This window comes from Campylobacter corcagiensis (genome assembly GCF_013201645.1).
Classification (GTDB): Bacteria; Campylobacterota; Campylobacteria; order Campylobacterales; family Campylobacteraceae; genus Campylobacter_B; species Campylobacter_B corcagiensis.
On the sequence record NZ_CP053842.1, the window covers coordinates 1,046,457 to 1,070,322 of the forward strand.

At 32.4% G+C, this 23,866-nt stretch carries 27 protein-coding genes and 1 pseudogene; 11 read left to right on the forward strand and 17 right to left on the reverse strand.

All coding sequences use genetic code 11. The features are described from left to right. Positions 1-122: 122 nt before the first annotated feature. Positions 123-2,210, forward strand: a pseudogene (locus CCORG_RS05420) (RNA degradosome polyphosphate kinase); the annotation flags it as partial. Between the two features lie 562 nt (positions 2,211-2,772). On the opposite strand, the gene CCORG_RS09140 reads toward CCORG_RS05420, so the two are convergent. The 12 genes from CCORG_RS09140 to CCORG_RS05480 form a co-directional block, all read right to left on the reverse strand. Further along, positions 2,773-3,156 (reverse strand): tetratricopeptide repeat protein, encoded by a 384-nt coding sequence (locus CCORG_RS09140; RefSeq protein ID WP_081755094.1) that lies wholly within the window; start codon positions 3,154-3,156, stop codon positions 2,773-2,775. Then, on the reverse strand, positions 3,126-3,263 hold the full coding sequence (locus tag CCORG_RS05430; RefSeq protein ID WP_216832731.1) for a hypothetical protein: 138 nt from the start codon (positions 3,261-3,263) through the stop codon (positions 3,126-3,128). The genes CCORG_RS09140 and CCORG_RS05430 overlap by 31 nt, the downstream gene beginning before the upstream one ends. Before the next feature lie 102 nt (positions 3,264-3,365). After that, positions 3,366-3,632 carry a hypothetical protein gene (locus tag CCORG_RS05435; RefSeq protein ID WP_025803268.1) on the reverse strand — a complete coding sequence of 89 codons (267 nt, stop codon included), beginning with the start codon at positions 3,630-3,632 and terminating at the stop codon, positions 3,366-3,368. A gap of 191 nt (positions 3,633-3,823) precedes the next feature. Next, the gene (locus CCORG_RS05440; protein ID WP_025803267.1) at positions 3,824-4,186 is read right to left on the reverse strand and encodes a hypothetical protein; all 363 of its coding nucleotides are present in this window, start codon (positions 4,184-4,186) and stop codon (positions 3,824-3,826) included. Between the two features lie 64 nt (positions 4,187-4,250). Then, complete coding sequence (locus CCORG_RS05445; RefSeq protein WP_172658560.1) at positions 4,251-4,868, reverse strand: hypothetical protein; 618 nt, start codon at positions 4,866-4,868, stop codon at positions 4,251-4,253. Positions 4,869-5,086: 218 nt separating this feature from the next. Then, positions 5,087-5,521: a glycine zipper 2TM domain-containing protein gene (locus CCORG_RS05450; protein WP_025803722.1), complete on the reverse strand. Its 435-nt coding sequence runs from the start codon at positions 5,519-5,521 to the stop codon at positions 5,087-5,089. Positions 5,522-5,556: 35 nt separating this feature from the next. Then, positions 5,557-7,341 carry an ATP-dependent DNA helicase RecG gene (gene recG, locus CCORG_RS05455; RefSeq protein ID WP_025803723.1) on the reverse strand — a complete coding sequence of 595 codons (1,785 nt, stop codon included), beginning with the start codon at positions 7,339-7,341 and terminating at the stop codon, positions 5,557-5,559. Then, the gene (locus CCORG_RS05460; RefSeq protein WP_025803724.1) at positions 7,338-8,531 is read right to left on the reverse strand and encodes a M16 family metallopeptidase; all 1,194 of its coding nucleotides are present in this window, start codon (positions 8,529-8,531) and stop codon (positions 7,338-7,340) included. The genes recG and CCORG_RS05460 overlap by 4 nt, the downstream gene beginning before the upstream one ends. Next, on the reverse strand, positions 8,528-9,577 hold the full coding sequence (locus tag CCORG_RS05465) for a dehypoxanthine futalosine cyclase (RefSeq protein ID WP_025803725.1): 1,050 nt from the start codon (positions 9,575-9,577) through the stop codon (positions 8,528-8,530). The genes CCORG_RS05460 and CCORG_RS05465 overlap by 4 nt, the downstream gene beginning before the upstream one ends. Positions 9,578-9,668: 91 nt before the next feature. Next, positions 9,669-10,070, reverse strand: coding sequence for an NfeD family protein (locus CCORG_RS05470; RefSeq protein ID WP_025803726.1), 402 nt, complete (start codon positions 10,068-10,070; stop codon positions 9,669-9,671). Next, positions 10,070-10,972 (reverse strand): SPFH domain-containing protein, encoded by a 903-nt coding sequence (locus tag CCORG_RS05475; protein ID WP_025803727.1) that lies wholly within the window; start codon positions 10,970-10,972, stop codon positions 10,070-10,072. The genes CCORG_RS05470 and CCORG_RS05475 overlap by 1 nt, the downstream gene beginning before the upstream one ends. 55 nt (positions 10,973-11,027) lie before the next feature. Further along, positions 11,028-11,582 (reverse strand): LOG family protein, encoded by a 555-nt coding sequence (locus CCORG_RS05480; RefSeq protein ID WP_025803728.1) that lies wholly within the window; start codon positions 11,580-11,582, stop codon positions 11,028-11,030. Positions 11,583-11,658: 76 nt separating this feature from the next. Here CCORG_RS05480 and CCORG_RS05485 point away from each other — a divergent pair, with 76 nt between their 5' ends. From CCORG_RS05485 to CCORG_RS05495, 3 genes are all read left to right on the forward strand, one after another. Next, positions 11,659-12,615 (forward strand): hypothetical protein, encoded by a 957-nt coding sequence (locus CCORG_RS05485; protein WP_025803729.1) that lies wholly within the window; start codon positions 11,659-11,661, stop codon positions 12,613-12,615. Next, the gene (locus CCORG_RS05490) at positions 12,616-13,806 is read left to right on the forward strand and encodes an MFS transporter (protein ID WP_025803730.1); all 1,191 of its coding nucleotides are present in this window, start codon (positions 12,616-12,618) and stop codon (positions 13,804-13,806) included. It abuts the gene before it with no gap. 67 nt (positions 13,807-13,873) lie between these two features. After that, positions 13,874-14,086 (forward strand): hypothetical protein, encoded by a 213-nt coding sequence (locus CCORG_RS05495; protein ID WP_025803731.1) that lies wholly within the window; start codon positions 13,874-13,876, stop codon positions 14,084-14,086. Positions 14,087-14,228: 142 nt separating this feature from the next. Here the strand turns inward: CCORG_RS05495 and CCORG_RS05500 are convergent, their stop codons facing one another. From CCORG_RS05500 to CCORG_RS05520, 5 genes are read right to left on the reverse strand one after another with little or no spacing between them, the layout of a single operon-like run. After that, positions 14,229-15,431, reverse strand: coding sequence for an MFS transporter (locus CCORG_RS05500; RefSeq protein ID WP_025803732.1), 1,203 nt, complete (start codon positions 15,429-15,431; stop codon positions 14,229-14,231). Next, entirely contained in the window at positions 15,421-15,864 is a 444-nt protein-coding gene (locus CCORG_RS05505) for a hypothetical protein (protein WP_025803733.1), read from the reverse strand. The genes CCORG_RS05500 and CCORG_RS05505 overlap by 11 nt, the downstream gene beginning before the upstream one ends. Positions 15,865-15,874: 10 nt before the next feature. Further along, positions 15,875-16,258, reverse strand: coding sequence for an AtpZ/AtpI family protein (locus CCORG_RS05510; protein ID WP_025803734.1), 384 nt, complete (start codon positions 16,256-16,258; stop codon positions 15,875-15,877). After that, a complete protein-coding gene (gene hemL / locus CCORG_RS05515; protein WP_025803735.1) occupies positions 16,255-17,529 on the reverse strand; it encodes a glutamate-1-semialdehyde 2,1-aminomutase in 1,275 nt (424 codons plus the stop codon). The genes CCORG_RS05510 and hemL overlap by 4 nt, the downstream gene beginning before the upstream one ends. After that, the gene (locus CCORG_RS05520; protein ID WP_025803736.1) at positions 17,519-17,878 is read right to left on the reverse strand and encodes a c-type cytochrome; all 360 of its coding nucleotides are present in this window, start codon (positions 17,876-17,878) and stop codon (positions 17,519-17,521) included. Before CCORG_RS05520 ends, hemL begins: the two co-directional genes overlap by 11 nt. Positions 17,879-17,985: 107 nt before the next feature. On the opposite strand from CCORG_RS05520, the gene folD reads away from it, so the two are divergent. Genes folD through ychF form a run of 7 tightly spaced genes read left to right on the forward strand, consistent with a single transcriptional unit; the run spans position 17,986 to position 23,821 of the window. Beyond that, positions 17,986-18,840 carry a bifunctional methylenetetrahydrofolate dehydrogenase/methenyltetrahydrofolate cyclohydrolase FolD gene (gene folD, locus CCORG_RS05525; RefSeq protein WP_025803737.1) on the forward strand — a complete coding sequence of 285 codons (855 nt, stop codon included), beginning with the start codon at positions 17,986-17,988 and terminating at the stop codon, positions 18,838-18,840. Then, on the forward strand, positions 18,837-19,676 hold the full coding sequence (gene lepB, locus CCORG_RS05530; protein ID WP_025803738.1) for a signal peptidase I: 840 nt from the start codon (positions 18,837-18,839) through the stop codon (positions 19,674-19,676). Before folD ends, lepB begins: the two co-directional genes overlap by 4 nt. A 1-nt stretch (position 19,677) precedes the next feature. Beyond that, positions 19,678-20,121 (forward strand): ribose 5-phosphate isomerase B, encoded by a 444-nt coding sequence (gene rpiB / locus CCORG_RS05535; protein WP_025803739.1) that lies wholly within the window; start codon positions 19,678-19,680, stop codon positions 20,119-20,121. Then, positions 20,114-20,668, forward strand: a complete 555-nt coding sequence (gene apt / locus CCORG_RS05540; protein ID WP_025803740.1) for an adenine phosphoribosyltransferase — start codon at positions 20,114-20,116, stop codon at positions 20,666-20,668. Before rpiB ends, apt begins: the two co-directional genes overlap by 8 nt. Further along, positions 20,669-21,313, forward strand: coding sequence for a DedA family protein (locus CCORG_RS05545; protein ID WP_025803741.1), 645 nt, complete (start codon positions 20,669-20,671; stop codon positions 21,311-21,313). Next, the gene (locus tag CCORG_RS05550; protein WP_025803742.1) at positions 21,267-22,718 is read left to right on the forward strand and encodes a leucyl aminopeptidase; all 1,452 of its coding nucleotides are present in this window, start codon (positions 21,267-21,269) and stop codon (positions 22,716-22,718) included. The genes CCORG_RS05545 and CCORG_RS05550 overlap by 47 nt, the downstream gene beginning before the upstream one ends. Continuing rightward, positions 22,718-23,821, forward strand: a complete 1,104-nt coding sequence (ychF, locus tag CCORG_RS05555; protein WP_025803743.1) for a redox-regulated ATPase YchF — start codon at positions 22,718-22,720, stop codon at positions 23,819-23,821. Before CCORG_RS05550 ends, ychF begins: the two co-directional genes overlap by 1 nt. The last annotated feature ends 45 nt before the right edge of the window (positions 23,822-23,866 follow it).

Consider the following 23,866-nt stretch of genomic DNA (forward strand, 5'->3'; position numbering starts at 1 on the left):
ATAAAATTATATATTAACTTTAAAAATTTAGGAAACATTTCGGAAACAAAAGCTATTTAAAACAAAGCATTAGTTAATCTTGTGGGTAAAATTTGATATAATTAAATCAAAATAAAAAAAGGAAAATTATGATAAATAGTCTATTTATTAACAGAGAACTATCATGGCTTCGCTTTAATACCCGCGTTTTGGATCAATGCAAAAAAGATATACCGCTTTTAGAAAAACTTAAATTTATCGCCATTTACTCTACAAATTTAGATGAATTTTATATGATAAGAGTGGCTGGATTAAAGCAACTTTTCTTAGCTGGAATAACTGCTAGCGGAAGCGATGAGATGACGCCACTTGATCAGCTTCGTGAGATTAGAGAGTATTTACATAAAGAAAAACTTGAACTTGAAAAACACTATCACGATACCATTTCAGCTCTTGAAAAAGAGGGCTTTTATATAAAAGAGTATGAAGATTTAAGTCTTGAGTTAAGAGATAAGGCTGATGAGTATTTTTTCTCAAACATAATCCCAATAATAGTCCCAATCGCTGTAGATGCCACTCATCCATTTCCACACCTAAATAACCTAAGCTTTGCTTTAGCTGTAAAGTTAAGTGATCCTTTAGATGATGAAAATTTTAGATATGGAATGATAAGAATTCCAAGAGTTTTGCCTCGTTTTGTGCAAGTTAGCGAAGATACATATGTACCTATAGAAACTATCGTTCATCGTCACGCAGAAGAGATTTTTCCAGGATTTAATCTAGTTAGTTCAGCGCCTTTTAGAGTTACAAGAAATGCTGATATCATCATCGAAGAAGAGGAAGCTGATGACTTTATGATGATTTTAGAACAAGGCTTAAAACTTCGTAGAAAAGGTGCTTTCGTAAGACTCCAAATAGCAAAAGATGCTGACCTTGATATACTTAACTTCTTAAATGAACATATGAAAATTTTCTATAAAGATATCTTTGAGTATAATATCCCACTATCTTTAGAAGGGCTTTGGGGCGTTGTGTTTAATAAAAATTTTACTCACCTAAGCCATCCAGTCTATACGCCAAAAACTTTGCCACCTTTTACAGAAACTGCTTCTATCTTCGATACGCTTGATAAAGGCGATGTGATGATATATCACCCTTATGAGAGCTTTGATCCAGTTGAAAAGATGATAAAAGAGGCTTCAAAAGACCCAAAAGTAGTTAGTATAAGGATGACTCTTTATAGAGTTGAGAAAAACTCCCCTATAGTGGCTGCTTTGATGGATGCTGCAAATGACGGCAAGCAAGTAACTGTAATGGTTGAGCTAAAAGCTAGGTTTGATGAAGAAAATAACCTTCATTGGGCTAAAGCATTAGAAAGTGCTGGAGCTCATGTGATATATGGTATCACAGGCTTTAAAGTGCACGCAAAAGTAACACAAATCATCAGAAAAAGCGGAGATAAACTGAAATTTTACATGCAGTTTGGTACTGGAAATTACAATGGAAGTAGTGCTAAAATTTACACAGATATTAGCTTTTTTACCACTGATGAGAGCTTTGCAAAAGATAGCACAAATTTCTTTCACATACTATCAGGATATAATAAAAATCGCCGTTTAAACACGCTATCTATGTCGCCTATGCAGATAAAAGAAAGACTAATCGAGATGATAAAAGTCGAAGAAAGTAAAGGAAGTGAGGGTCATATAATAGCTAAAATGAACGCTTTAGTTGACTCAGATATGATAAAAGCTCTTATAAAAGCAAGCAAAGCTGGGGTAAAAATAGAGCTTATAGTTAGAGGAATTTGCTGCCTTAGACCCGGAATTTCAGGTGTTAGTGATAATATCAGAGTGATTTCAATCGTTGGAAAATACCTAGAACACGCTAGAATTTTTTATTTTAAACACTCAAGTCCAGGAGTTTATATATCAAGTGCTGATTGGATGCCACGAAATTTAGAGCGTCGTTTAGAGCTTATGACGCCTATTTATAGCGAAGTACAAAAGCAAAAAATCATAGACATCCTAACAATCCAGCTAAGCGATACAGCTTTAGCTTTTGAACTTGGTAATGATGGCGAGTATACAAGAGTTAAAGCCCAAGAAGGTGCGTCCCCTCTAAATAGTCAAGAAATTTTAGAAAACTACTACAACAAGCTATATAAAAGCGTTAAAAAACATCATGAAACACATGATGTGCTTGCAAGCAAACTTCTAAGCGAGAGCTAAATAAATTTGGGGCGAAAAGCCCTGAATTTATATAGTCATTAATTTTATCACTAGAAGACGATGAATTATTATCTCGAGAATTATTTCTATCAATATTTGCAATAATTTTCATATCCCTGCCAAGAGAATTTATATTTTCAGTAATATTAGAATTTACTATAGTGGTAGTATTGTTATCTGAAACAGCATCCCAATATTCACAAAAGTTCTTACATCTTTTTCACTCATACTCGCATCCTTTTAATTAATTTTATATGTAAAAATATAGTAAAAATACCAATGAATATAAAAACAATGCAAATGTTGAATATATATTGAAAGATTAAAACATTTTTCGTATTTGAAATACGCTATTCAAATTTAACTCTATACTTTTAACACCTATGCTTAATCCACTTGCTATTTTATTTATAAATTTTTTCTAATATTTGGCAACTCTCTTTAATGCCTTTATCACAAAGGCTATTAAGGATTTTTAAACCAAGTTCTTTATTTTCTTCCACACCTAAACCCATATAAAGCATAAAACCTTTTAAACTACAGGCTAATACATTATCCTTATTTAAACTGCAAGATTTATTATATAAACTATAAGCTTTTTTTCATCTAACATATCAAACTCGCTTGAAGAATATAAAGTTGCTAATTTAATACAAGAAATACTAATATTGTTTTCGCAAGCAAAAGTAAAATATTTAATGGACTTATTGATATCTTTTGTTGTTCCAACCCCAGTTAAGTAGTAAATACCTAAATTCTCACATGCTAAAAAGCTACCGTTATCACAACTTTTTTTAAGTAAATCAAACGCAGTTTTGTTTTCATCAAAATTTTCTGCATAAATTTTAGCTAAATTTATGCAAGCATTATCGTAGTTTTTATCACAAGATAGCTTATAATACCCTATCGACTTATTTAAGTTATTATATTTATACTGGTTATAAATTCCATATTAAAACAAGCTATTTCATTGCCAAAGGCACATAATTTATCAGTTGCTTTAATATTTTCACCAATTTCTGTGGCTTTAAGACAATCGCTATAATCACTCATCCATAACATCTAAATTTATATCTAAATTGTTGATTTGAGTTTATATAAATTATCGTAAAAGTAAAAATAAAAGATAATATAACTATAATTTTGTGTTTCATCTTAAAAACTCACATTCTTTACTCTTTTTATACCTTGATTTGTAAGGATAGTATGATTTGTAGTATCAAAGTCTAAAAAACTTTTAGCACTATTGTCACAAGGTCTTTTTGTATCATCTATAAGCTCTTTTACTCCAGCAATTGCAGATAATCCTAAAGCTGCTGCTTTTTCATAGTTGCCTTGCTCAATATTCTTAAGCATATCAATACTAGTTATTGGTTGACACAACGCTTCTGTTAATAATTCAATACCTGTAGCTACCGCCATTATAATCTCCTTTTATATAAGTCATTCTATTGCAAAACAATATAATAATAAAAAATATAAATGAAAAAACTATAGAAATTTTATCCATTTTTTCAGTATTTTTTTATCTTTATCTAGTTTTTTTTCACTAAATTTAAACACAAATTTTTCACTATCTAATAGCTGAATTTGATAAATATCATCTATGTCAGTTAAAATATTTTTTTACTCCAAATTTTTATATGTTTATTTTCTAGTTTATATTGGTTAAAAGTCGGGTAAAATATACGAAATTTCTTTTTATGATTTTTATCATATAAATTAAAAGTGCAAATATTTTTATAGCCAACATTAAAATTTAGAAAATATCCACTGTTTACCTCCAAATCATTTATATTATTAATACTCTTACTAGTATCAAATATTCCCACCGCTATAGCAATAGTAGAAAACAGCAAAAAAACATAAAAAAGTCTAGCAAAAATGTTTGATAAACTTTGATTGCCTCTCCAAGTTATATCCCAAACGATAAATTTTAGAAAATAAAGCTTTTTCAGCAAATTTTTATTTAACATGCATCATCCAAATCAGAACTAGCACAAACCTCAATTTCATCTAATTTTACAACTTCACCCATAATTAGCTCCTTTTATTTTTTAATAATATGTGTAAATCAAAAATAATAATGCAAATAGCTATGTATATTATAAAATAAATCATCATTTGCATAAAGCCAATAAACACAAACATTTCAAAACGTGAACTCATATCTATATAGTAAGTATTTCTAATAAAAGAAATTCCATTCACTATTTTTCCAGTATAATAATCATAAGATACGGATATAATAACAGCACAAATAACCAAATCAATTATAAAATTACTATTATATTTTCTATAGTTATTATCTCTTTTTATGATAAAGTTATTCACTATGATAATACAAAAACTTATAGCTAACAATATGCCCATTATCCACATCAAAGCTGTATAAAAAGCTACTACTTGTGGTAAAGAACTTGCTTCACTAAAAACCGATATATTTGGAAAATATCCAGCCATAAACTCTGTAAATTTTAGTAAAATTTCATCTCTTTCTAAAATATCTTTAGGCATTATAAAAACACTTAGTGAAGCAATAGCATAGATACTCATTACTGTATAAAATGCGTAATGTTTTTCATTTTTTTCTTTGCTATTTTTATATTCACTATTAGCCTTTGTCATTAACTCTTTTAGATCTTTTAAATTTGGCAATACAACTCCTTATTAAGGCTAAATTTAAGCAAATTTTCTAAGTTTTAGTAAAACTTTATATAAATCCTATTTTAAAATTATATCCAAGCTAGAGTTATCTTTGAAATAGCTGTTAAATTAAATTTAAAATTTTTATAGCTTTTTATCGTGATAAAAATAAATATTAGTAAATTTAAGATTATTAAATGAGATAGTCATAAAAGACTATCTCTAAAAATTTAGCGAACCTCTATAACGATTTTAGGTTGCTTTTCAAGAGTTACTTTTGAGTACTCTTTGCCCTTATAATATCCGATATTTCTGTATCCTGTTAAAACTTCTTTAGTTGAAGTTATATTTTTATAAGTGCAGTTTTTGTTTTTTACATTTTTTTGAACTTGATTTCCAGCTATGCCGCCACCTATCGCACCAGCTACGGTTGCTAGCTTTTTACCACTACCGCCACCAAATTGATTTCCTATGACGCCACCAGCAACTCCACCAACAACTGTTCCAAGAATGTTGTTATCATCAAAGCCACTCCCACAATCCTCAACTGTATTAGTAACTTCTCTTGTTTCATAAATCGGTACATGCCTGCTTACATCTATCGTAACAGATCTAGCAAATACAGAACTTGCTACTACAAGTGAAAATAAAATTACTTTTTTCATCATATCTCCTTTGATTAAATTAACTATATTATAGTTTATAAATATAAACAAGCTAGCCTATCTCTAGCAGCTTTGGCGATGTTTTCTTCATAATCATAAAACCTAAAAGCACTACCGTGCTGAATACTTCCATCTATTAAATCCCCGCCCTGACGGTTTTTAAGATCTATATCAGCTACTTTAAATCCATCTAAAGTCTTAGCAAATTCTTTTAGCCTTTCAGCTGGCTCTTTTAGCTTTGTAAAAAGATAGCACCACGCCTTACCACCATGCCTTCCAACTCTTCCACGAAGCTGATGAAGAGTAGCAAGACCTAGCCTTTCAGGAGCAACTATAACTATGATGCTAAGTCTTGGAAGTGAAATTCCAACCTCAACAACAGTCGTACTTAAAAGCAGATCTCCGCTATCTCTAAATTTTTCTAAAACGCTTTCCTTATCCTTATCTTTTCCGTGCGTGATATAGACATTATCAAAATTTTTAAGCCAGTAAGAACTACCTTCACTTAGGCTTTGATACTGGCTTACATCGCTTTCTTCTATGAGTGGATAGACAACGATAGCTTGTTTTCCTTTTGAAATTTCATCTTTTATGTGAGTTATTAAAGAGCCAAATTTATCGCCTTGAATGATGATGGTTTTTATATCTTTTTTAAATGGCATCTCTTTTAAAGAGCTAAATCTAGCTAGATCTGAGTTTATAAGCATCATAGTTCTTGGAATTGGCGTAGCACTAAACTGGACAAAATGACTTCTAAACTCGCCATCTTTTGTAAGAGAGTTAATCAAATTTCTTTGATTTGAGCCAAAGCGGTGCTGTTCATCAACCATGATTAAATTTGCTTTTGGCAAATTTTGATAAAGCAAAACATGAGTTCCTATTATTAAATTTACGCCACTAAAATCAACATTTTTATCGCCACTTTTTACTAAAAGTATGTTTAAAAACTCAGGTAAAAGTCTCTTTGCTTCGCTGTAAATTTGCTCACATAAAATACTAGTTGGAGCCATTATGATAGCGGTATTTGGATAGACCATCAAAGACGCTGCAAACATAACCAAAGTCTTGCCACTTCCAACATCGCCCATTACAACTCGCCTTGTAGCATCACCGCTTTTAAAGTCGTTTTTTATATCATTAATAGCTAAAATTTGATCATTTGTAGGGGTAAATGGCAAAGTTTCTAGCCAACTACTTATATCATAAATTTCAAAGCTTTTAGCCTTAAATTTATACTTTTTTTTGCTAAGTTTTCTTATGTAGTTATAAATTTCTATAAATTTTAAAGTATTTAAACTAGCTTCATCATTTTCTAAATTCTCAACTAGTTCTACGCTTTTTTTATCATTTTTATGAAAACTTAGTAAAAATTCAGCCTCTTCTTCAGTAAGTCCTTCGTTTATAAGATCGTCTTTTTTTAGATTTTCATTTATTAGCTTTTTAACCGTGGCATCTCGAATTTCAAGCTTGTATTTTGGTAAAATTTCTCCAACTTTTGTAATAACTTTTGGATTTGTAAACTGCCAAATTCCACCATAAATAGAGCTTTTGCCGTTTATATACATTTTTTTGCCACTTTTAAAAGTGCTATAATGCCACGGTCTTGCGTTAAAAATAGTAAGTCTGATATCTTGATCCCAGCTTAAAGAGTAAGCTTGGATGATAAGCATTTTTGAATTTACTCTAAAGGATTTAGTCTCTATTTCAATGGTGTTTTCGCCTTCACTTGGAGTTTGGCTAAGAGTTAAATCATCAAAAGCTTTAGGAATTAACAAAGCTAAATCAATAGCAGTCTTAACTCCGATTTTTTCTAAACTCATTTTGTAACTATGCTAAATGACAGCTTTGTTATCTCATGATGAGTATTTATAAATTCATTTAACCCATCAAGACTTAATGCCTTTATACGCTCCAAATCTCTCTCAAACTCGCCAAATTCATACCCATCATAAAACTCTTTTTGTCTAATAGCAACTCTTTTAAACATAGTCTCTTTTTGCAAAGGCACACTTCCAAGCAAGAAATTCTTTGCTGCTTTTAGCTCATCATCGCTTACGCCATACTTTACAAAATGCTCAAATTCATCTTTTATCACAGATATAGCACTATCTTTGTTTTCAAGTTTTGTTTGCATATAGCCCCAAATTTTAGAATTTGTAAGAGTAAAAGAATTTCTAGCATAAGCTGAGTAAGCAAGCCCTCTTTTAACGCGAATTTCTTCTAAAAGTCTGCTTCCAAACCCACTACTTCCAAGTATAAATGTACTCACACTTGCTTTATAACTCTCATCTTTTGTAGCGTTAAATGGCGCTCCAAAGTAGATATAAGCTTGCTCGGTTGGTTTTGAAATCTCTTTTGTTATCATTTTATTAGTTGTAGAAATTTTAGGAAGCTCTCTTTTATCACCTTTTGGTAAAATTTCAAAAAGCTCTTTGAAATTTTGCTCTTTTATATCTCCTGCTAAAACGATATGTAAATTTGATAAATTTAGCCCACCTAAAAACTCACAAATATCATCTAAATTTATGCTTTCTACACTCTTTATGCTTCCACTACTTGGATATGCTAAATTTGATCCATCGTGTAAAATTTTATCTAGCTCACACTTTGCGATATAGTCAAAATCGCTCTCATTTGTAGCTATTTCGCCCTTTGTTATGATTTTGAGTTTTTCTAAAATATTAGCGTCTAAATTTGGATCTTTTAAAAGCTCTAAAAGCTTAGAATAAGCAAAGCCAAAATGCTCTTTTAGGCAGTTTAACTCAATAACAAATGTCTCAAACCCGCAGCTTGCATAAATTTCTACTGCTTTTATCTCAAGAGATTTATTAAATTCAAGTCCTTTGGTTTTTGTGCCTTCATTTAGAAGTTTTGCACTTAGTTTTGCTAAGCCTTGCTTTTTTTCAGATACAACTCCACTAGCACAAAAGATAAGTCTAAGTGTTACAACAGGCAAACTTTGATCAAATTCATATAAAACTTTTACACCATTTTGTTCGCTTACTTTCATCTGTAAATCTCCAAAATATCATAATTTGTATTTCTTTTAGCTGGAATTTCTCCAATATCTTTAATAAGTTCTATCATTTGATCTTGATTCATTCTAAATGAAGCTCCTGCTGCTTTTACGACATTTTCTTCCATCATAGTTGAGCCTAAATCATTTGCACCAAATTTAAGTGCAAGCTGACCTATATATGAACCTTGTGTAACCCATGAACTTTGGATGTTTTTAAAGTTATCTAAAAATAGTCTTGAAACTGCAAGTAGCCTTAAATAGCGGTTTGAGCTTTGCTTTTTAATCTCAGGATGTTCAGCTAAAAGCTTAGTATTTTTGCCCTGAAAACTCCACAAAATAAAAGCTCTAAAGCCACCAGTTTGATCTTGAAGATCTCTTAGATAATCCCAGTGTTTAACTATTTCGTAGTTACTCTCAACTGTGCCAAACATCATAGTTGCTGTCGTTTTTATACCAAGTTCATGAGCTTGTTTGTGTATATTAAGCCAAGTAGCGGTGCTGGTTTTTTTAGGAGCTACGATATCACGAACTCTATCACTTAAAACCTCAGCTCCAGCACCAGGCATAGAGTAAAGGCCTTTAGCTTTTAATCTAGAAAGAACTTCACGCGTTGAAATTTTAGAAATTTTAGCGATGTATTCTATCTCAATAGCTGAAAATCCATGAATCGTGATAGTTGGGTAGTTTTTGCTAATATAATCCACCAAATCCTCATACCACTCGATTTTAAGCTTAGGATGAACTCCACCTTGAAAAAGTATCTGTGTGCCGCCAATTTCAATGAGTTCTTCTATTTTTTTACCGATCTCTTCAAAGCTTAAAATATAAGCATCATCTTGATTTACATGGCGATAAAACGCACAAAATTTACAATCCACCCAGCAAGTGTTGGTGTAATTAATATTTCTATCAACAATAAAAGTTGTTATCTTATCAGGGTGAAGTTCTTGCTTTTTTTCAAAAGCCATTTTGCCAAGGTCTGTAAGTTCAGCATTTTCTATCAAATCAACCGCTTCGTCTATACTTAATCTACTCAAATTTAGCCTTTCTTTATCAAAATATTAATTTATAAATCTTTGATATTAACATAAATTTATATACTTTATCTTTAAATTTTTAAAATACTTTCTATTTTTTTATATAAATTTTACCGTTTTTTGTTCCTAAAATTTCAACTTTATCGCCATTTTTTAGCCCTGAAATTTCATCGCTTTTCCAAAATGTCCCTTTATAATAAATCATTCCATTATTTATCTCGCCAACTCCAGCTTCATCTAAGAAATTCTCATTTAAACCATCACTATCTTTTAAAAAAGCTCCCTTAAGCTTGCCCCTTAAGGCAAATATAAGCACCAAAGCCAGTAAAGATGCAGCAACCAACTGCCACTCTAAGCTAAATTCAAAGCCAAAATTTATAGCACCAACTATCACAAAACTTATCCCAAAAAATATCAGAACAAAATTTAGTGCTATTAACTCCAAAGCCATCAAAAATAGCCCTATTGCTATCATATAAATCGCTGGTATCATTACTCTTTTTTACCTAAAAATTCTTTTATCAAACCTAAGCTTCCTATAAGTTCAGTTGTCTCATAAGGCACTACAACTTTATCTTTGCTACCGTTTTTAGCTAACTCATTAAAAGCTTCTACCCTACCTTTAGCTAAAAGATACTGGGCTGCAAAATCTGAAGCTGACATAGCCATATTGATATTTTCCATTGCCTCTTTTTGACCTTCAGCTAAAGCGATTTGTTCATATTTTTTAGCATCTGCCATTCTCTCTATAGCTTCAGCTTCTAAAACCTTTTCTTGCTTTGAAGCCTCAGCATTTAGTATCATCGCTCTTTTTTCACCTTCAGCTTTTAGTTCAACTGCTCTTTTTTCTCTTTCAGCTTTCATCTGCAAATTCATCGCATCTTCTATCTCATCAGGTACTGAAATTTCAGCTATTTCTACACGCATTATCTTTATGCCCCAGTTATTTGCCGCATCTCCTAATGCCATTTGTAAAGCCGCATTTAAGCGGTCCCTTGATGATAAAGTATCGTCTAAATTTAGCCCACCTATTTCGCCCCTTAAAGTCGTCATAGCTAAATTTGAGATCGCTTTTTTATAATTTTCCACATTATAAATCGCCATTTTAGCATCTACAACTTTTGCATAAACAATGCCATCAACAGTAATATTAACATTATCTTTTGTTATGACTTGTTGGCGAGCTATCTCAACTAACTGCTCTTTTGTGGTAAGCTTTGCTGTGATGCGGTCAATAAAAGGTATAATCACATGAAATCCAGCATGAAGCACAGTGTGAAATTTACCAAGTCTTTCTACTATAAGCATATCAGCTTGTGGAACGATTTTTACTGCTGATTTTGCAAAGAGTGCAACTAAAAAAACTATAACAATGACTAAACTTAAAAAATCCATGCTCTATCCTTAGTGCTAAAATTTAAGCTTAATTATACCAAAAGCAAGATTAAATTTAGTACTTTGACTCTGGTGCTTTATAGTTTTTTAAGCACTCCATTAGCTTTTCGTAGTTTTTCTTAACTATAACCATATCTACAAATTTCTTATCTATAAAGCCACTTTTTGAAACAAATTTTACAAAATCAAAAAGCCCATCATAATAACCATCTATATTTAAAAAAGCTATTGGTTTTTGATGATATCCAAGCTGAGCATGAGTCCACACTTCAAAAAGCTCTTCAAGCGTGCCAAGACCGCCTGGAAGTATAACAAAGGCTTCACACATTTCGCTTAAAAGAGCCTTTCTTTGATGCATTGTTTTAACTGTGATTAAATTTGTGATATTTTCATTTCCAGCTTCTCTATCGTAAAGCCTTTCTGGAATGATGCCTATTATCTCGCCATTTTTAGACATCACGCCTTCGGCCACAGCTCCCATTAGCCCAACTGAGCCACCACCATATATCACAGTATGACCAGTAAGCCCTAAATACTCACCAAAATTTCTAGCCACATTTACAAAGTTTTCATTTCCACTGCTTGAACCGCAAAATATCGTTACTCTCAAATTTACCCCTTTAAATTTAATACGCTATATTACCAAAATTTGCTATAATAAGGGCTAAATTTCACAAAGGAATGATATGTTTTTTAAACTAATACTAACTCTATTTATACTACTAAATTTTAGCTTTGCCTTGCAACCAACTTACTACAAAACAACTCAAAAAGATAAAACAATAATAACCCTAAACAGTAACGGAAATGCTTATATATCGCTTCTTAGTAAAGATGGTAACTTTACACAAAAAAACGCTCCTTACAAACTAGATGGCAAAAATTTAACTCTAAATTTGCCACAAATTTCACACCAAAATTTTACAATAGATGAAAATAAAATCTCTTCTAAAGATGATAAAAAATTTAGCTTCAAACTAGTAGATGAGAACTATTACAAAAGCTATCTTGGCAAATATGAAAACGCAAATGGAACTGCTATAATTCAGCAAAGTGGAAAAAATACACTGAGCTTTGAGTTTTATCCTAAATTTGGTAAATGTGAAATAAGTGAAGATATAAAGCTAAAAGATGGGCTTATTTTAGGGCAAAATTTAGTAGTAAATAGCTTAGATTCTAGCACTATTTTTATCATTTCTAAAAAATGTCCTGAAATTTCAGGAAAATATAAAGGTGATAAAAATCACGAGTACACCATAACTCATCACTCATTAGGACTGCTTCATCAAGGCGTAAAAGTTAGCCAGATTTTATCATATCTGCCAAAAGAGCAAATTCAAAAAAACAGTAACTTTATAACCGTTTTATCACCAAATGGTAAAAAACTTTTTAGTTTTACAAGTAGCGGGGAAGATATAAAAAGCATAGAAATTTTAAATGATATCTATAAAACGCCAAACAATGTTAGCTTAAAAAGCAATTATGAAGATCTTAAGGGGCTAAATTTCAGCCAAAGCAGAGATGGAAATTTTACTATTCTTAAAAGTGAGTTTTTAAATTTATCTTTGTATTTTAGCTCAAATGAAGTAACTAAAAACCCAAAAACAGCCAAAGTAAAAAGAGCTATTTTAGAGTGGCGATAGATGAATCAACACATAGCTCTTCTTAAACACAATAAAACAATAAGAATTCTAGCCTTAATCCAGCTTATTTGCTACTTTGGAGCGTGGTTTAGCCATGTTGGAATTTTTACTTTACTTATAAATTTAAATGCCGCTACTTGGATGATAGGACTAACAGCAGCATCTGCATATATTCCTAGCGTGATATTAGCACCATTTGCTGGAGTTATTATAGATAGGTTTAGAGCTTATCCGCTATTTTTTATCTTTATGTTTATAGAGGCTATAACGGTCATACTTCTGCTTTTAGTTGATAGTTTAGAGTGGTTTTGGTTTTTGCAGCTTATGGTTTTTATAAGAATGGGCACAGCTGGGATTTATTTTCAAGTTGAAATGAGTTTACTTCCTAGAATTTTAAGCAAAGATGATTTAAAAATCGCTAATGAAATTCACTCCATCATTTGGGCTCTCTCATACACGCTAGGAATGGCTTTTGCTGGACTTTTTGTAGCAAAATACGGTGTTTATAACTCATTTATTTTTGACTTTTTAATTTACATAGTTGGCATTGCTCTTCTAATTAAATTAAACCTTAAAGAAAACAAAAAAAGCACCCAGCAAAAAGCTATACATATGATAGTTCAAGGTTTTATTTATCTTAAAAACAACCCCTTTTTGATTAAACTTTTGCTCCTTCATGGATTTGTAGCAGTAACTACATATGATACGCTTATTGGAATTTTAGCCAAAGTTAACTATAAAGAAATTTTAAGTGCATCTTTAACAATAGGAGTTTTAAACACAATAAGGGCTTTTGGGCTTATAGTTGGTCCTTTTGTTTTAAGTAAATTTGTAAACAGTAAAAATCTTTTTTATATATTCATAGCTCAAGGAGTTGGGCTTATAAGCTGGGGACTTTTACAAGGAAATTTTTATCTAAGCTTTATTGGTCTTTTTGTTACAGGACTTACAACCTCAACACTTTGGTCGTATACCTACACCCTTGTTCAAAATGTTTGTGATTCTAAATTTTACGGACGAGTTATAGCTTATCTTGATATGATATATCTTGGAATTGCTGCTATAACCTCTATTTTGGTTGGCTTTTTGTATGATTTAGGGCTTCCTGCTTGGCTTATAACCGTTTTAATGGGAGTACATTTTATAATCGCAGCACTTTATTATACAAAAAATATTTACCATAAACTATAAAAATTTATAAAACTTCAAGGTAAGATTAGCTAGAATATAAGGTTAAAAAGTTATTTTAAGGACACATATGAAAACTCTTGAGCAAATAAAAGTTGATAATGATAGTACTTGGTACTTTGGCGAATCAGGAAAACTCCTAAAAAGTTATCACATTATAAGAGTGGATAACAAAACAGGAAAAAAGGGCATAAAAGATATTCCTTCTTCTAAAAGAGAAAAACATCTATCTGGTTCTGAACCGATAACTTATGTAGAACTAAAAACTATAAAAATCCCTTAAATTTTAGGCTCTGTTTTAAGCGGAGCCTAAAGCTAAATTTCAACTCTAACCTAGTTCTTATTTTAGAAATATTTAACTTAAATCTATGTTAATAAAACAGTAATGCCTGTAAATTTAAACCACCTAAAAGTTTGATACCTCTTTAATCCACAACAACCTGACTTGGTCTAGTTTGTATAAACTCACTTCTATCTTTAGAAGGAATAACAGGCTGAGTTAAAGCAAAGATTAAAAGAGTAACTAAGCAGACAAAAAATACATAAATAAAACCACTTACACCAAAAATTTCCATACTTATGCCCATTATTGTAGGTCCTAAAAACGACCCGATAGAGTAGATAAAAAGTATAGCTGCTCCAACTTTTGCAGTTTCGTTTTTGCTATTTGCCATATCGTTTGCTCTTGCTAGAGCTAAAGCATAAAGACTAAAAACCCCAAGTGCTAACAGACCAGCTGAAATTCTATGAAAGATGAAATTTTCACTATTTATCATAAGAAAATACCCGCCCGCAAGTCCTATTAAAACGCTTATGATTATAGAGTATTTTCTGCCTAATTTATCACTTAGTTGACCAAAAAATATTTGAGATAAAAAGGCCCCTATCATAGCAGCAAACAGAAATCTTGAAGCATCATTAATATCTGCATTTGGAAGTCCTAACACATAAACTCCAGCCATAGCTAAAAAGCCATTTACTAAAATTCCTGCAAAAAATGCCGCTAAAGCACCAAGTGGAGCAAGCTTAAAGATATTAAATTTTTCTACTTTATTACTACTTTCAAACTCTAAATTTGGTGGTTTTATCTGTATTAAATTTAGTGGTATCATACCTAAAAGCACACAAAAAACTGATACTATAAAAATTTGTGATGTTTGTAACTTGATACCTAAAATCACAACTCCAACTGCAAATGCTATGTAAAAACTAGCCGTATATATAGTAAAAACTCTAGAGCGAATATCATCTGTTGTTCTAACATTTATCCAGTTTTCTACTACCATTATAAGCCCGTAGTATGATAATCCTAGCAAAAATCTCAAAATTGCCCAAAAAATAATACTACTACTCATATCGTGTAAAATAGCAGCCATAGCAAAAAGTGCTGTAAATATAGCATAGCTCCTAACAAAGCCAAATTTAATGGTAAATTTATACCCCACGCCTATGCCAAAAAGTGCCCCAAGAAAGTAACTAGAACTAATAAATCCAATAACCGTATCACTTATACCCATATCTTTTAGCATAACTCCAGCTGAAGTAAGTATTAGCCCATTTCCAACAAAAACAAACCAAGCACCTACGAACAAAGCAGAAAGATCTTTTAAAACACTTCTAATCTTCACCTGCGAAAGCTCCTATTATTGTCCCAAAAGTAAGTGGTAAAACCCCAACTAAAAACCCAATAGCATGGATTAGCTCAAATTTTGTTAGCAGATAAAAGCAAAGTCCAAGAAGAGTGTATCCTAAAAGCTTTAGCGGCGAGAAAAAAGCCACCGCCTTAGAAGTTACATCTACCTTTAAATTATGTTTATTTAACTCCTTAAGCTCTTCTTTAGTTAGATAATCTTCGTAAAAATCCTCATAATTATCAAATTTACCACTCATAATCTCTTTTTCCACTAGCCCTTTATATGAGCGAAAACTAGCCCAAACTATGAAAATAGAAAGAATAAATGAAATTTGAGAACTAATAAGCCATTTAAATCCAAAAAAAAGTGCTAAAAACAGAACAATAGCATCGATCAAAATATAAATTTTTAAGATTTTTTTTGGCAAATTTAAACTCTTATTTTTCCCACTTCATATCCTCTTTATCCCACTCATCAAGACCATATTTCTCATCATCTTTAGAGTAGTTTGGATCCATTTTCTTTTTCATTGCTAACCTATCTTCTTCTTGCTTTTTTATAGTCTTAGCATACTCAGCATATTTTGGATCATCTTCTAGTTCGTGAAGTTCACGTTGTTGAAATTTATAAAATTTATAAACATTTGCTATAGCAGCTGCAAATCCAAATCCTAAACCAACCCAAAGAAGGGCTTTAATGCCTGTCCATTTTGAAAGATAGTATCCAACTACAAAACCAAGCACTACTGCTACAACTAAAGATATCCCAAGACTTAAAGCATCAGCTCCTCTTATAATAGAATTTATACTAGGTCTTTTCATAATTTTTCCATCACTTTTTTTGCAGCACTAAGTGCAAAATCAATATCTTCCTGGCTCATCGCATCACAAATAAAACCTGTTTCAAACTGACTTGGTGCTAAAAACACGCCCTCTTTTATCATACCTGTATGAAATTTAGCAAATTTAGCTGTATCAGAAGTAAGAGCATCATCATAGTTTTTTACCTCTTTATCTGTGAAAAAGTACCCAAACATAGAGCCTCTTACGCAAACTTGAAGTGGAATTTTATTCTCATCAGCTATCTTTTTTAAGCCACCAGTAAATTTAGTCGCTAAATTTTCAAGCTTTTTATATAAATTTGGACTATTTTTTATCTTGCTTAGACTTGCAATACCTGCTGCCATCGCCACTGGATTTCCACTTAAAGTACCTGCTTGATAAACCCCACCAAGAGGGCTAATGTGATTCATAATCTCTTCTTTACCAGCAAAAGCAGCCGCATTCATACCACCACCTATTACCTTACCAAATGTAACAATATCTCCTTTTATGCCGTACTGCCCAAAGCTTCCAACCGAGCTTGATCTATATCCGCTCATAACCTCATCTAAAATAAGTACGATATTTTTCTCATCACAAATTTCACGAAGCTCTTTTAAAAATTCAGGACAACTTGGCACAAGACCCATATTTCCTGCGATTGGCTCGATAATTATAGTTCCTATATCACTGTTTTTATCTAGTAAATTTTTCACACTTTTTATATCATTATAAATGGCTAAATATGTATGTTTTGCAAAATCAGCCGGCACACCACTGCTACTTGAAGTGCCAAATGTAGTTGCCCCACTTCCTGCTTTTACAAGCAAACTATCACTATGTCCGTGATAGCACCCTTCAAATTTTATGATTCCATCTTTACCACTAAAACCTCTAGCAAGGCGTATAGCACTCATTGTAGCTTCTGTTCCACTGCTTACAAAGCGTATCATATCAAGGTGTGGGTAATCATCTAAAATAAGCTTAGCAAGCTTAGTCTCAAGTGGTGATGAAGCTCCAAAACTTAAGCCTTTCTTAGCAGTTTTTATAACTAAATCTTCTATATCTTTATCACAATGCCCAAATATGAGTGGTCCCCAGCTTTGAACAAAGTCAAGGTATTTATTTCCTTCTACATCATAAATATAAGCCCCATCAGCTTTTTCTACAAAAAACGGCTCACTTCCAACATTGCCAAATGCCCTAACAGGCGAGTCCACTCCGCCTGGTATCACACTTTTTGCTTCTAAAAACGCCTCTTTATTTGTCATTTAATTTCTCCTTATTTAGGTATTTGTATATCGCAACTATCTCATCAGCGGTTAAAAAGTAGCTTGGCATCACGCCCCTACTTTGCATTATACCATCTGCAAACTCTTGTGGAGTTAAATTTATGATATTTGGTGTAGTTAAATTTGCATCATACTTTTCGCCACTTGTTTTATTAAACTCTTTATATATAGCTATCACGCCTCCAAAACCACTCTTGCCATGGCACTTATCGCACCCTATTCCGCGGGGATTTTGATATAGCATTTTACCATACTCAATATCGGTAATAAAGCTCTTGGCTGCTAAAAAAGTAGCTAAAATCACTACCAAAATTCCAAATTTTTTCAAATTTTACCCCTAAAAATTTCTAATATAATAACATAATTTTTTTAAAATTTAGCCATTATCAAGCGAAATTTAGGTATTATAACGGTTATTTTTAAAAGGAAGAATTTATGAATTTAATAGACGGAAAAGCAATCAGTGCTAAAGTAAAAGCTGAAGTTAAAGATAAAGCAGTAGAGCTAGCAAAAAAAGGCGTACAACCAGGCTTAGCTGTAGTTTTAGTAGGAGATGATAAAGCAAGTGCTACTTATGTAGCTTCAAAAGAGAAAGCTTGTAAAGCATGCGAAATTTACTCTCTTGCTTACAAACTTCCAGCTTCCACAAAAGAAGATGAGCTTTTAAATTTAATAGATGAGCTTAATAATAACGATAAAATTCACGGCATTTTAGTCCAACTTCCACTTCCAAAGCACATTGATACAGATAAAATTTTAGAAAAAATAGACCCAAAAAAAGATGTAGATGGATTTAGTGCTGTAAATGTTGGACGACTTGTAAGCGGACTTGAAGGATTTGTGCCTTGTACTCCACTTGGCGTGATGAGGCTTTTAAAAGAGTATGGCATAGATACAAAAGGCAAAAACGCAGTAGTTATTGGCAGAAGTAACATTGTCGGAAAACCTATGGCAAATTTACTGCTTAATGAAGATGCAACAGTTACTATAACTCACAGCAAAACTCAAAATTTAGATGATATTACTAAAAAAGCAGATATCATCGTAGTTGCTATTGGCAAGCCAAATTTCTTAACTAGCCAAATGGTAAAAGAAGGTGCAGTTGTTATTGATGTAGGCATAAACCGCCTTGATAGTGGCAAACTAGTAGGAGATGCTGATTTTGAAGGACTAAAAGATAAGTGCAAATTTATAACTCCAGTACCAGGCGGTGTTGGACCGATGACAATAGCTATGCTACTTCAAAACACCGTAACATCAGCACAAAATCACATTGAAAGACAAAAATGAGAAATTTCTTACATAAAGCTTATAATTTCTCAAGTAGCTGGACTGGTACTATTATCATAGTTTTACTTGTGATATTTTTCTTTGCTCAAGCTTTTGTCATACCAAGTGGTTCTATGAAAAGATCTCTTTTAATAGGAGATTTTCTATTTGTTAAGAAATTTAGCTATGGAATTCCTACACCGCACCTTCCTTGGATAGAAATACCAGTTTTGCCTGATTTTAATGGCGATGGACATATCATAAAAGGCAAAAGCCCTAAGCGTGGCGATATAGTTGTCTTTCGCTACCCTGTAAATGAAAAAGTACATTTTGTTAAAAGAAATTTCGCTGTAGGTGGAGATGAAGTTATATACACAGTAGATGCGATGTATCTAAGACCAAATGAAGGCGATGAGTTTATAACTAAAAATTACGATAAATCAAAAATAGTCACCCTTCAAGGCAGACTTTTCGTAAAAGAGCCATACTCAAATTTAGGCATATCTTATGATGAAAAGGTAGATTTGTTGCCATTGGTTCTTATGAATTTAGCTAAAAACCGCCTAGCAATGGATCCAACTATCGTACCTGAACTAGGAGAACTTAGAGGCGATCTACCATTTAACGCTTTTTATATAAAAGTTCCAAAAGGTGAATTTTTTATGATAGGCGATAATAGAAATCACTCTGATGATAGCCGTTTTTGGGGAAGTGTGCCTTACCGCTTAATAGTTGGAAAACCTTGGTTTATCTACTTTAGCTGGGACAAAGATAAAAAAGTAAGATGGGAAAGAGTTGGTCGCTTTGTAGACACAGTAGAAAATAATCCAAAATTTATATACGAACAAAAGGACTAGTATGAGAGTTTATATAGCAGGAGATCACGCAGCCTTTGATATGAAAGAATTTTCTAAAGTTGAGCTTGAAAATTTAGGCTTTGAAGTAGTTGATCTTGGATGCTTTTCAAAAGATCGTGTTGATTATCCAGACTTTGCCCATGATTTAGCAAACAAAGTGCTAAATGATGATGGCTCAAAAGGTGTTTTGATATGTGGTACAGGCATAGGTATAAGCATAGCGGCTAATCGCCACGCTAAAATTCGCTGTGCTTTATGTCACGATAAAGAAACCGCCACTTTAGCAAGAGAGCATAACGATGCAAATGTCTTAGCGTATGGTGCTAGAATAAACTCAAAAGAATCTATATCAGAAATGCTAAATGCTTTTTTTAGCACAGAATTTAGTGGTGGTAGGCACACTAATAGAGTAGCTAAGATAGAACTAGGAGATAAAAATGAGTAAAACGGTCCTAAATGAAAAGGAAAAAAGCTATCTTTTAAGCACCATTAGAAGCATTAATGATTTTCCAAAGCCAGGCATTATTTTTAGAGATATTACAACTCTTTTAAATAACCGTGATGCTTTTAACTTTTTATTAGATCACCTAGAAGAGCGTTATAAATCCTACGAGCTTGATTTTATAACAGGCATTGAGAGTCGTGGCTTTATCTTTGGGGCAGCTTTGGCAGCTAGACTTAGAGTGCCATTTGTGCCTATTAGAAAACCAGGAAAACTACCATATATAACTATTTCACAAAAATATAGCTTAGAATATGGCGTTGATGAGATAGAAATTCATATCGATGCATTTTCTAATGTAAAAGATGCAAAAGTTCTTTTAATAGATGATTTAATAGCAACAGGCGGAACTGCAAAAGCTAGCGTTGAACTTATAAATTTAACAAATGCAAAATGCGTAGAAGCATGCTTTATTATAAATTTAAAAGAGTTATGTGGAAGTAAAAATTTAGCAAATTTAACCAAAGTTTATAATGTTTTAGAGGTTTAAATGGAAGAATTCCTAAAAAGTCTTATGTTTGAGTACCACCAATACGCTTATATAGTGCTTTTTATATGGTGTATTTTAGAAGGCGAATTAGGACTTATTTTTGCTGGAATTATGTGTCATGCTGGTCTTATGAGTATAGTTCCTGCTATCTTAGTTGGTGGGGCTGGAGCATTTGTAGGAGATCAGTTTTATTTTTATATTGGTCGCTACAACAAACGCTTTATACTTAAATTTTTTGAAAAACAAAAGCGAAAATTTGCTGTAGCTCACCTGATGTTAAATAACTATGGGGCTATTATTATATTTTTACAAAGATATATGTATGGCTTTAGAATCATAATACCTATGAGCATTGGACTAACTAGATATGATTCAAAAAAATATGCCTTTTTTAACCTCATAAGTGGTTATATTTGGGCTGGAAGTGCTATTGTTATTTCTTGGTATTTTGGGGAAGAAATTTGGGAATTTGTTGGCTGGGCTGAGAAGCACTGGTATCTAGCTATACCGATAGTTTTAGCTTTTATTGGGCTAATATTTTATGGCACAAAAAGTATAGAAAATAGAATTTTAAATCAAAGAAAAGAAAGGAAAAAAAGTGCAATTTCAAATATTAAATCAAAATTTAGACGAAATCAAAGCTGATTTTGAAGCAGTTTTAGTTGTAGATAAAAATTTAGAGCATAAATTTATAAAAGATGACTTTAAATTTTATAAATTTGATGGGTGTGGAGTTTTAGTTCTACCTGAAAAAAGAAGAATTTATGTAGGTGTTAAAAGATTAGATTATGACTATTTAAGAGTTGCTATGTCGCAAATTTATAACGCTTTAAAAGGCTATGATATAAAAAGCTTAAAAATAGCAAGCTATCTTTGCAAATGTACCAAAAAGACTTTTCAAGCAATAGCTGAAGGCTTCATCTTAGGTTCATACAAATTTGATAAATACAAAAGTGATAAAAAAGAGTCTAGCTTAGATGAAATTTTAATCTCTACTGATGAGTATAATGAAAAAGAGATAGATCTTAAAAAGGCTGATATGGGGCTTAAATTTGGTAAGATTATAGCAGATGCTACTAACTTTGCAAAAGATGGTGTAAATGAAATTCCTAACACTTATACGCCAGATCATATGGCAAAAGAGGCTCAAAATCTAGCTTCAAATTATACAGATGTAGAGTGTTTAGTTTATGATGAGAAATTTCTAAAAGAGCAAAATATGGGGGCATTTTTAGCAGTTAATAAAGCTAGCATTCACCCACCTAGACTTATACATCTAAAATACACACCAAAAAGTAAACCACTTAAAAAAATCATCTTTGTTGGTAAAGGTTTGACTTATGATAGTGGCGGACTTAGCCTAAAGCCAAGCAACTATATGCTTACTATGAAGTGCGATAAAAGTGGTGCGTTAGCTGCTATGGGTATCATTAAAGGAGCAAGCGAGCTTGAACTTCCATTTGAAATTCATGCAATCATCGGCGCAACTGAAAATATGATCGGTGGTAATGCTTACAAACCTGATGATGTTTTAATCTCTCGTTCAGGCACAACTATAGAAGTAAGAAATACAGACGCTGAAGGACGCTTAGTTTTAGCTGATGTTTTAAGCTATGCGCAAGATTTTAACCCTGATTTATTAATAGACATGGCAACTCTTACAGGAGCGTGCGCTGTAGGCGTGGGGCAGTTTACAACTGGACTTTTAGGCAACAATGTAGAACTTTTAAGAGAGTATAAAGATAGTGCTAGTATGAGCGGTGAGTTATTTACGATATTTGAATTTAACGACTACTTAAGAGAGCTAATAGATAGCCAAATAGCTGATGTTAGCAATGTAAGTTCTAGTAGATACGGCGGCACTACAACAGCTGGACTTTTTTTGGATAAATTTATAAAAGATGAGTATAAAGATAGATGGCTTCACCTTGATATCGCTGGACCTGCTTATGTTGAAAAAGCGTGGGGATATAACCAATATGGCGCAAGTGGAGCTGGAGTTAGAGCTAATCTTTACTTCTTACAAAATTTAGCAAAGGAGCTTAAATAATGAGCTTAGCAGTCGGTATAGTAGGACTTCCAAATGTTGGAAAATCAACAACTTTTAACGCCCTTACAAAAGCACAAAATGCTCAAGCCCAAAACTATCCATTTTGCACAATTGAGCCAAATAAAGCTATAGTTGCTGTTCCTGATAAAAGGCTTGATGAATTAGCTAAGATAGTAAATCCTGGCAAAATTCAGCACTCTCAAGTTGAGTTTGTTGATATAGCAGGTCTTGTAAAAGGCGCTAGCAAAGGCGAAGGACTTGGTAATAAATTCTTATCAAACATAAGAGAAACAGAGCTTATTTTACATATCGTAAGATGCTTTGATGATGAAAATATCACGCATGTGGAAGGCTCAATCGATCCACTTCGTGATATCTCTATCATAGAAACAGAGCTTATTCTAGCTGATATAGAACAAGTTAGCAAAAAAATAGAACGCTTAAACCGCGATGTTAAAGCAAATGCTAAAGGTGCAAAAGAGACTTTAGAACTTGCAACAAGACTCTTAGAACATCTAAATGAAGGCAAAAATGCTAGAAGTTTTAGTGAATTTGATAGTGAGATTTTTGAGAACTTTAACCGTGAGTTAAGACTTCTTTCAGCTAAAGATGTGATATATGGTGCAAATGTTGATGAAGAAGGAATTTCAACCGATAATAAGTATGTAAAAACACTTCGTAAATTCGCAGATGAAAATAGTAGCACCGTTATAAAACTATGTTCAAAGATAGAAGAAGAGCTAATCGGAATGGATGAAAGTGAAGCTAAAGAGATGCTTCAATCTCTTGGAGCAGAAGAAAGTGGGCTTGATGCGATTATAAAAACAGCTTTTTATAAGCTAAATTTAATCAGCTACTTCACAGCTGGAGTTGTAGAAGTTCGCTCATGGACCATAAAAAAAGGCTGGAAAGCCCCAAAAGCAGCAAGCGTTATACACAACGACTTTGAAAAAGGCTTTATAAGGGCTGAAGTTATATCATATGATGACTTTATAGAGTGTGGTGGCGAGACAAAGGCAAAAGAAGCTGGAAAAATGCGCCTTGAAGGTAAAGATTATGTCGTAAATGACGGCGATGTAATGCACTTTAGGTTTAATGTGTAACTAAATTTAGGGGGTGAAATTTCACCCCTTTTATAATAAATACTA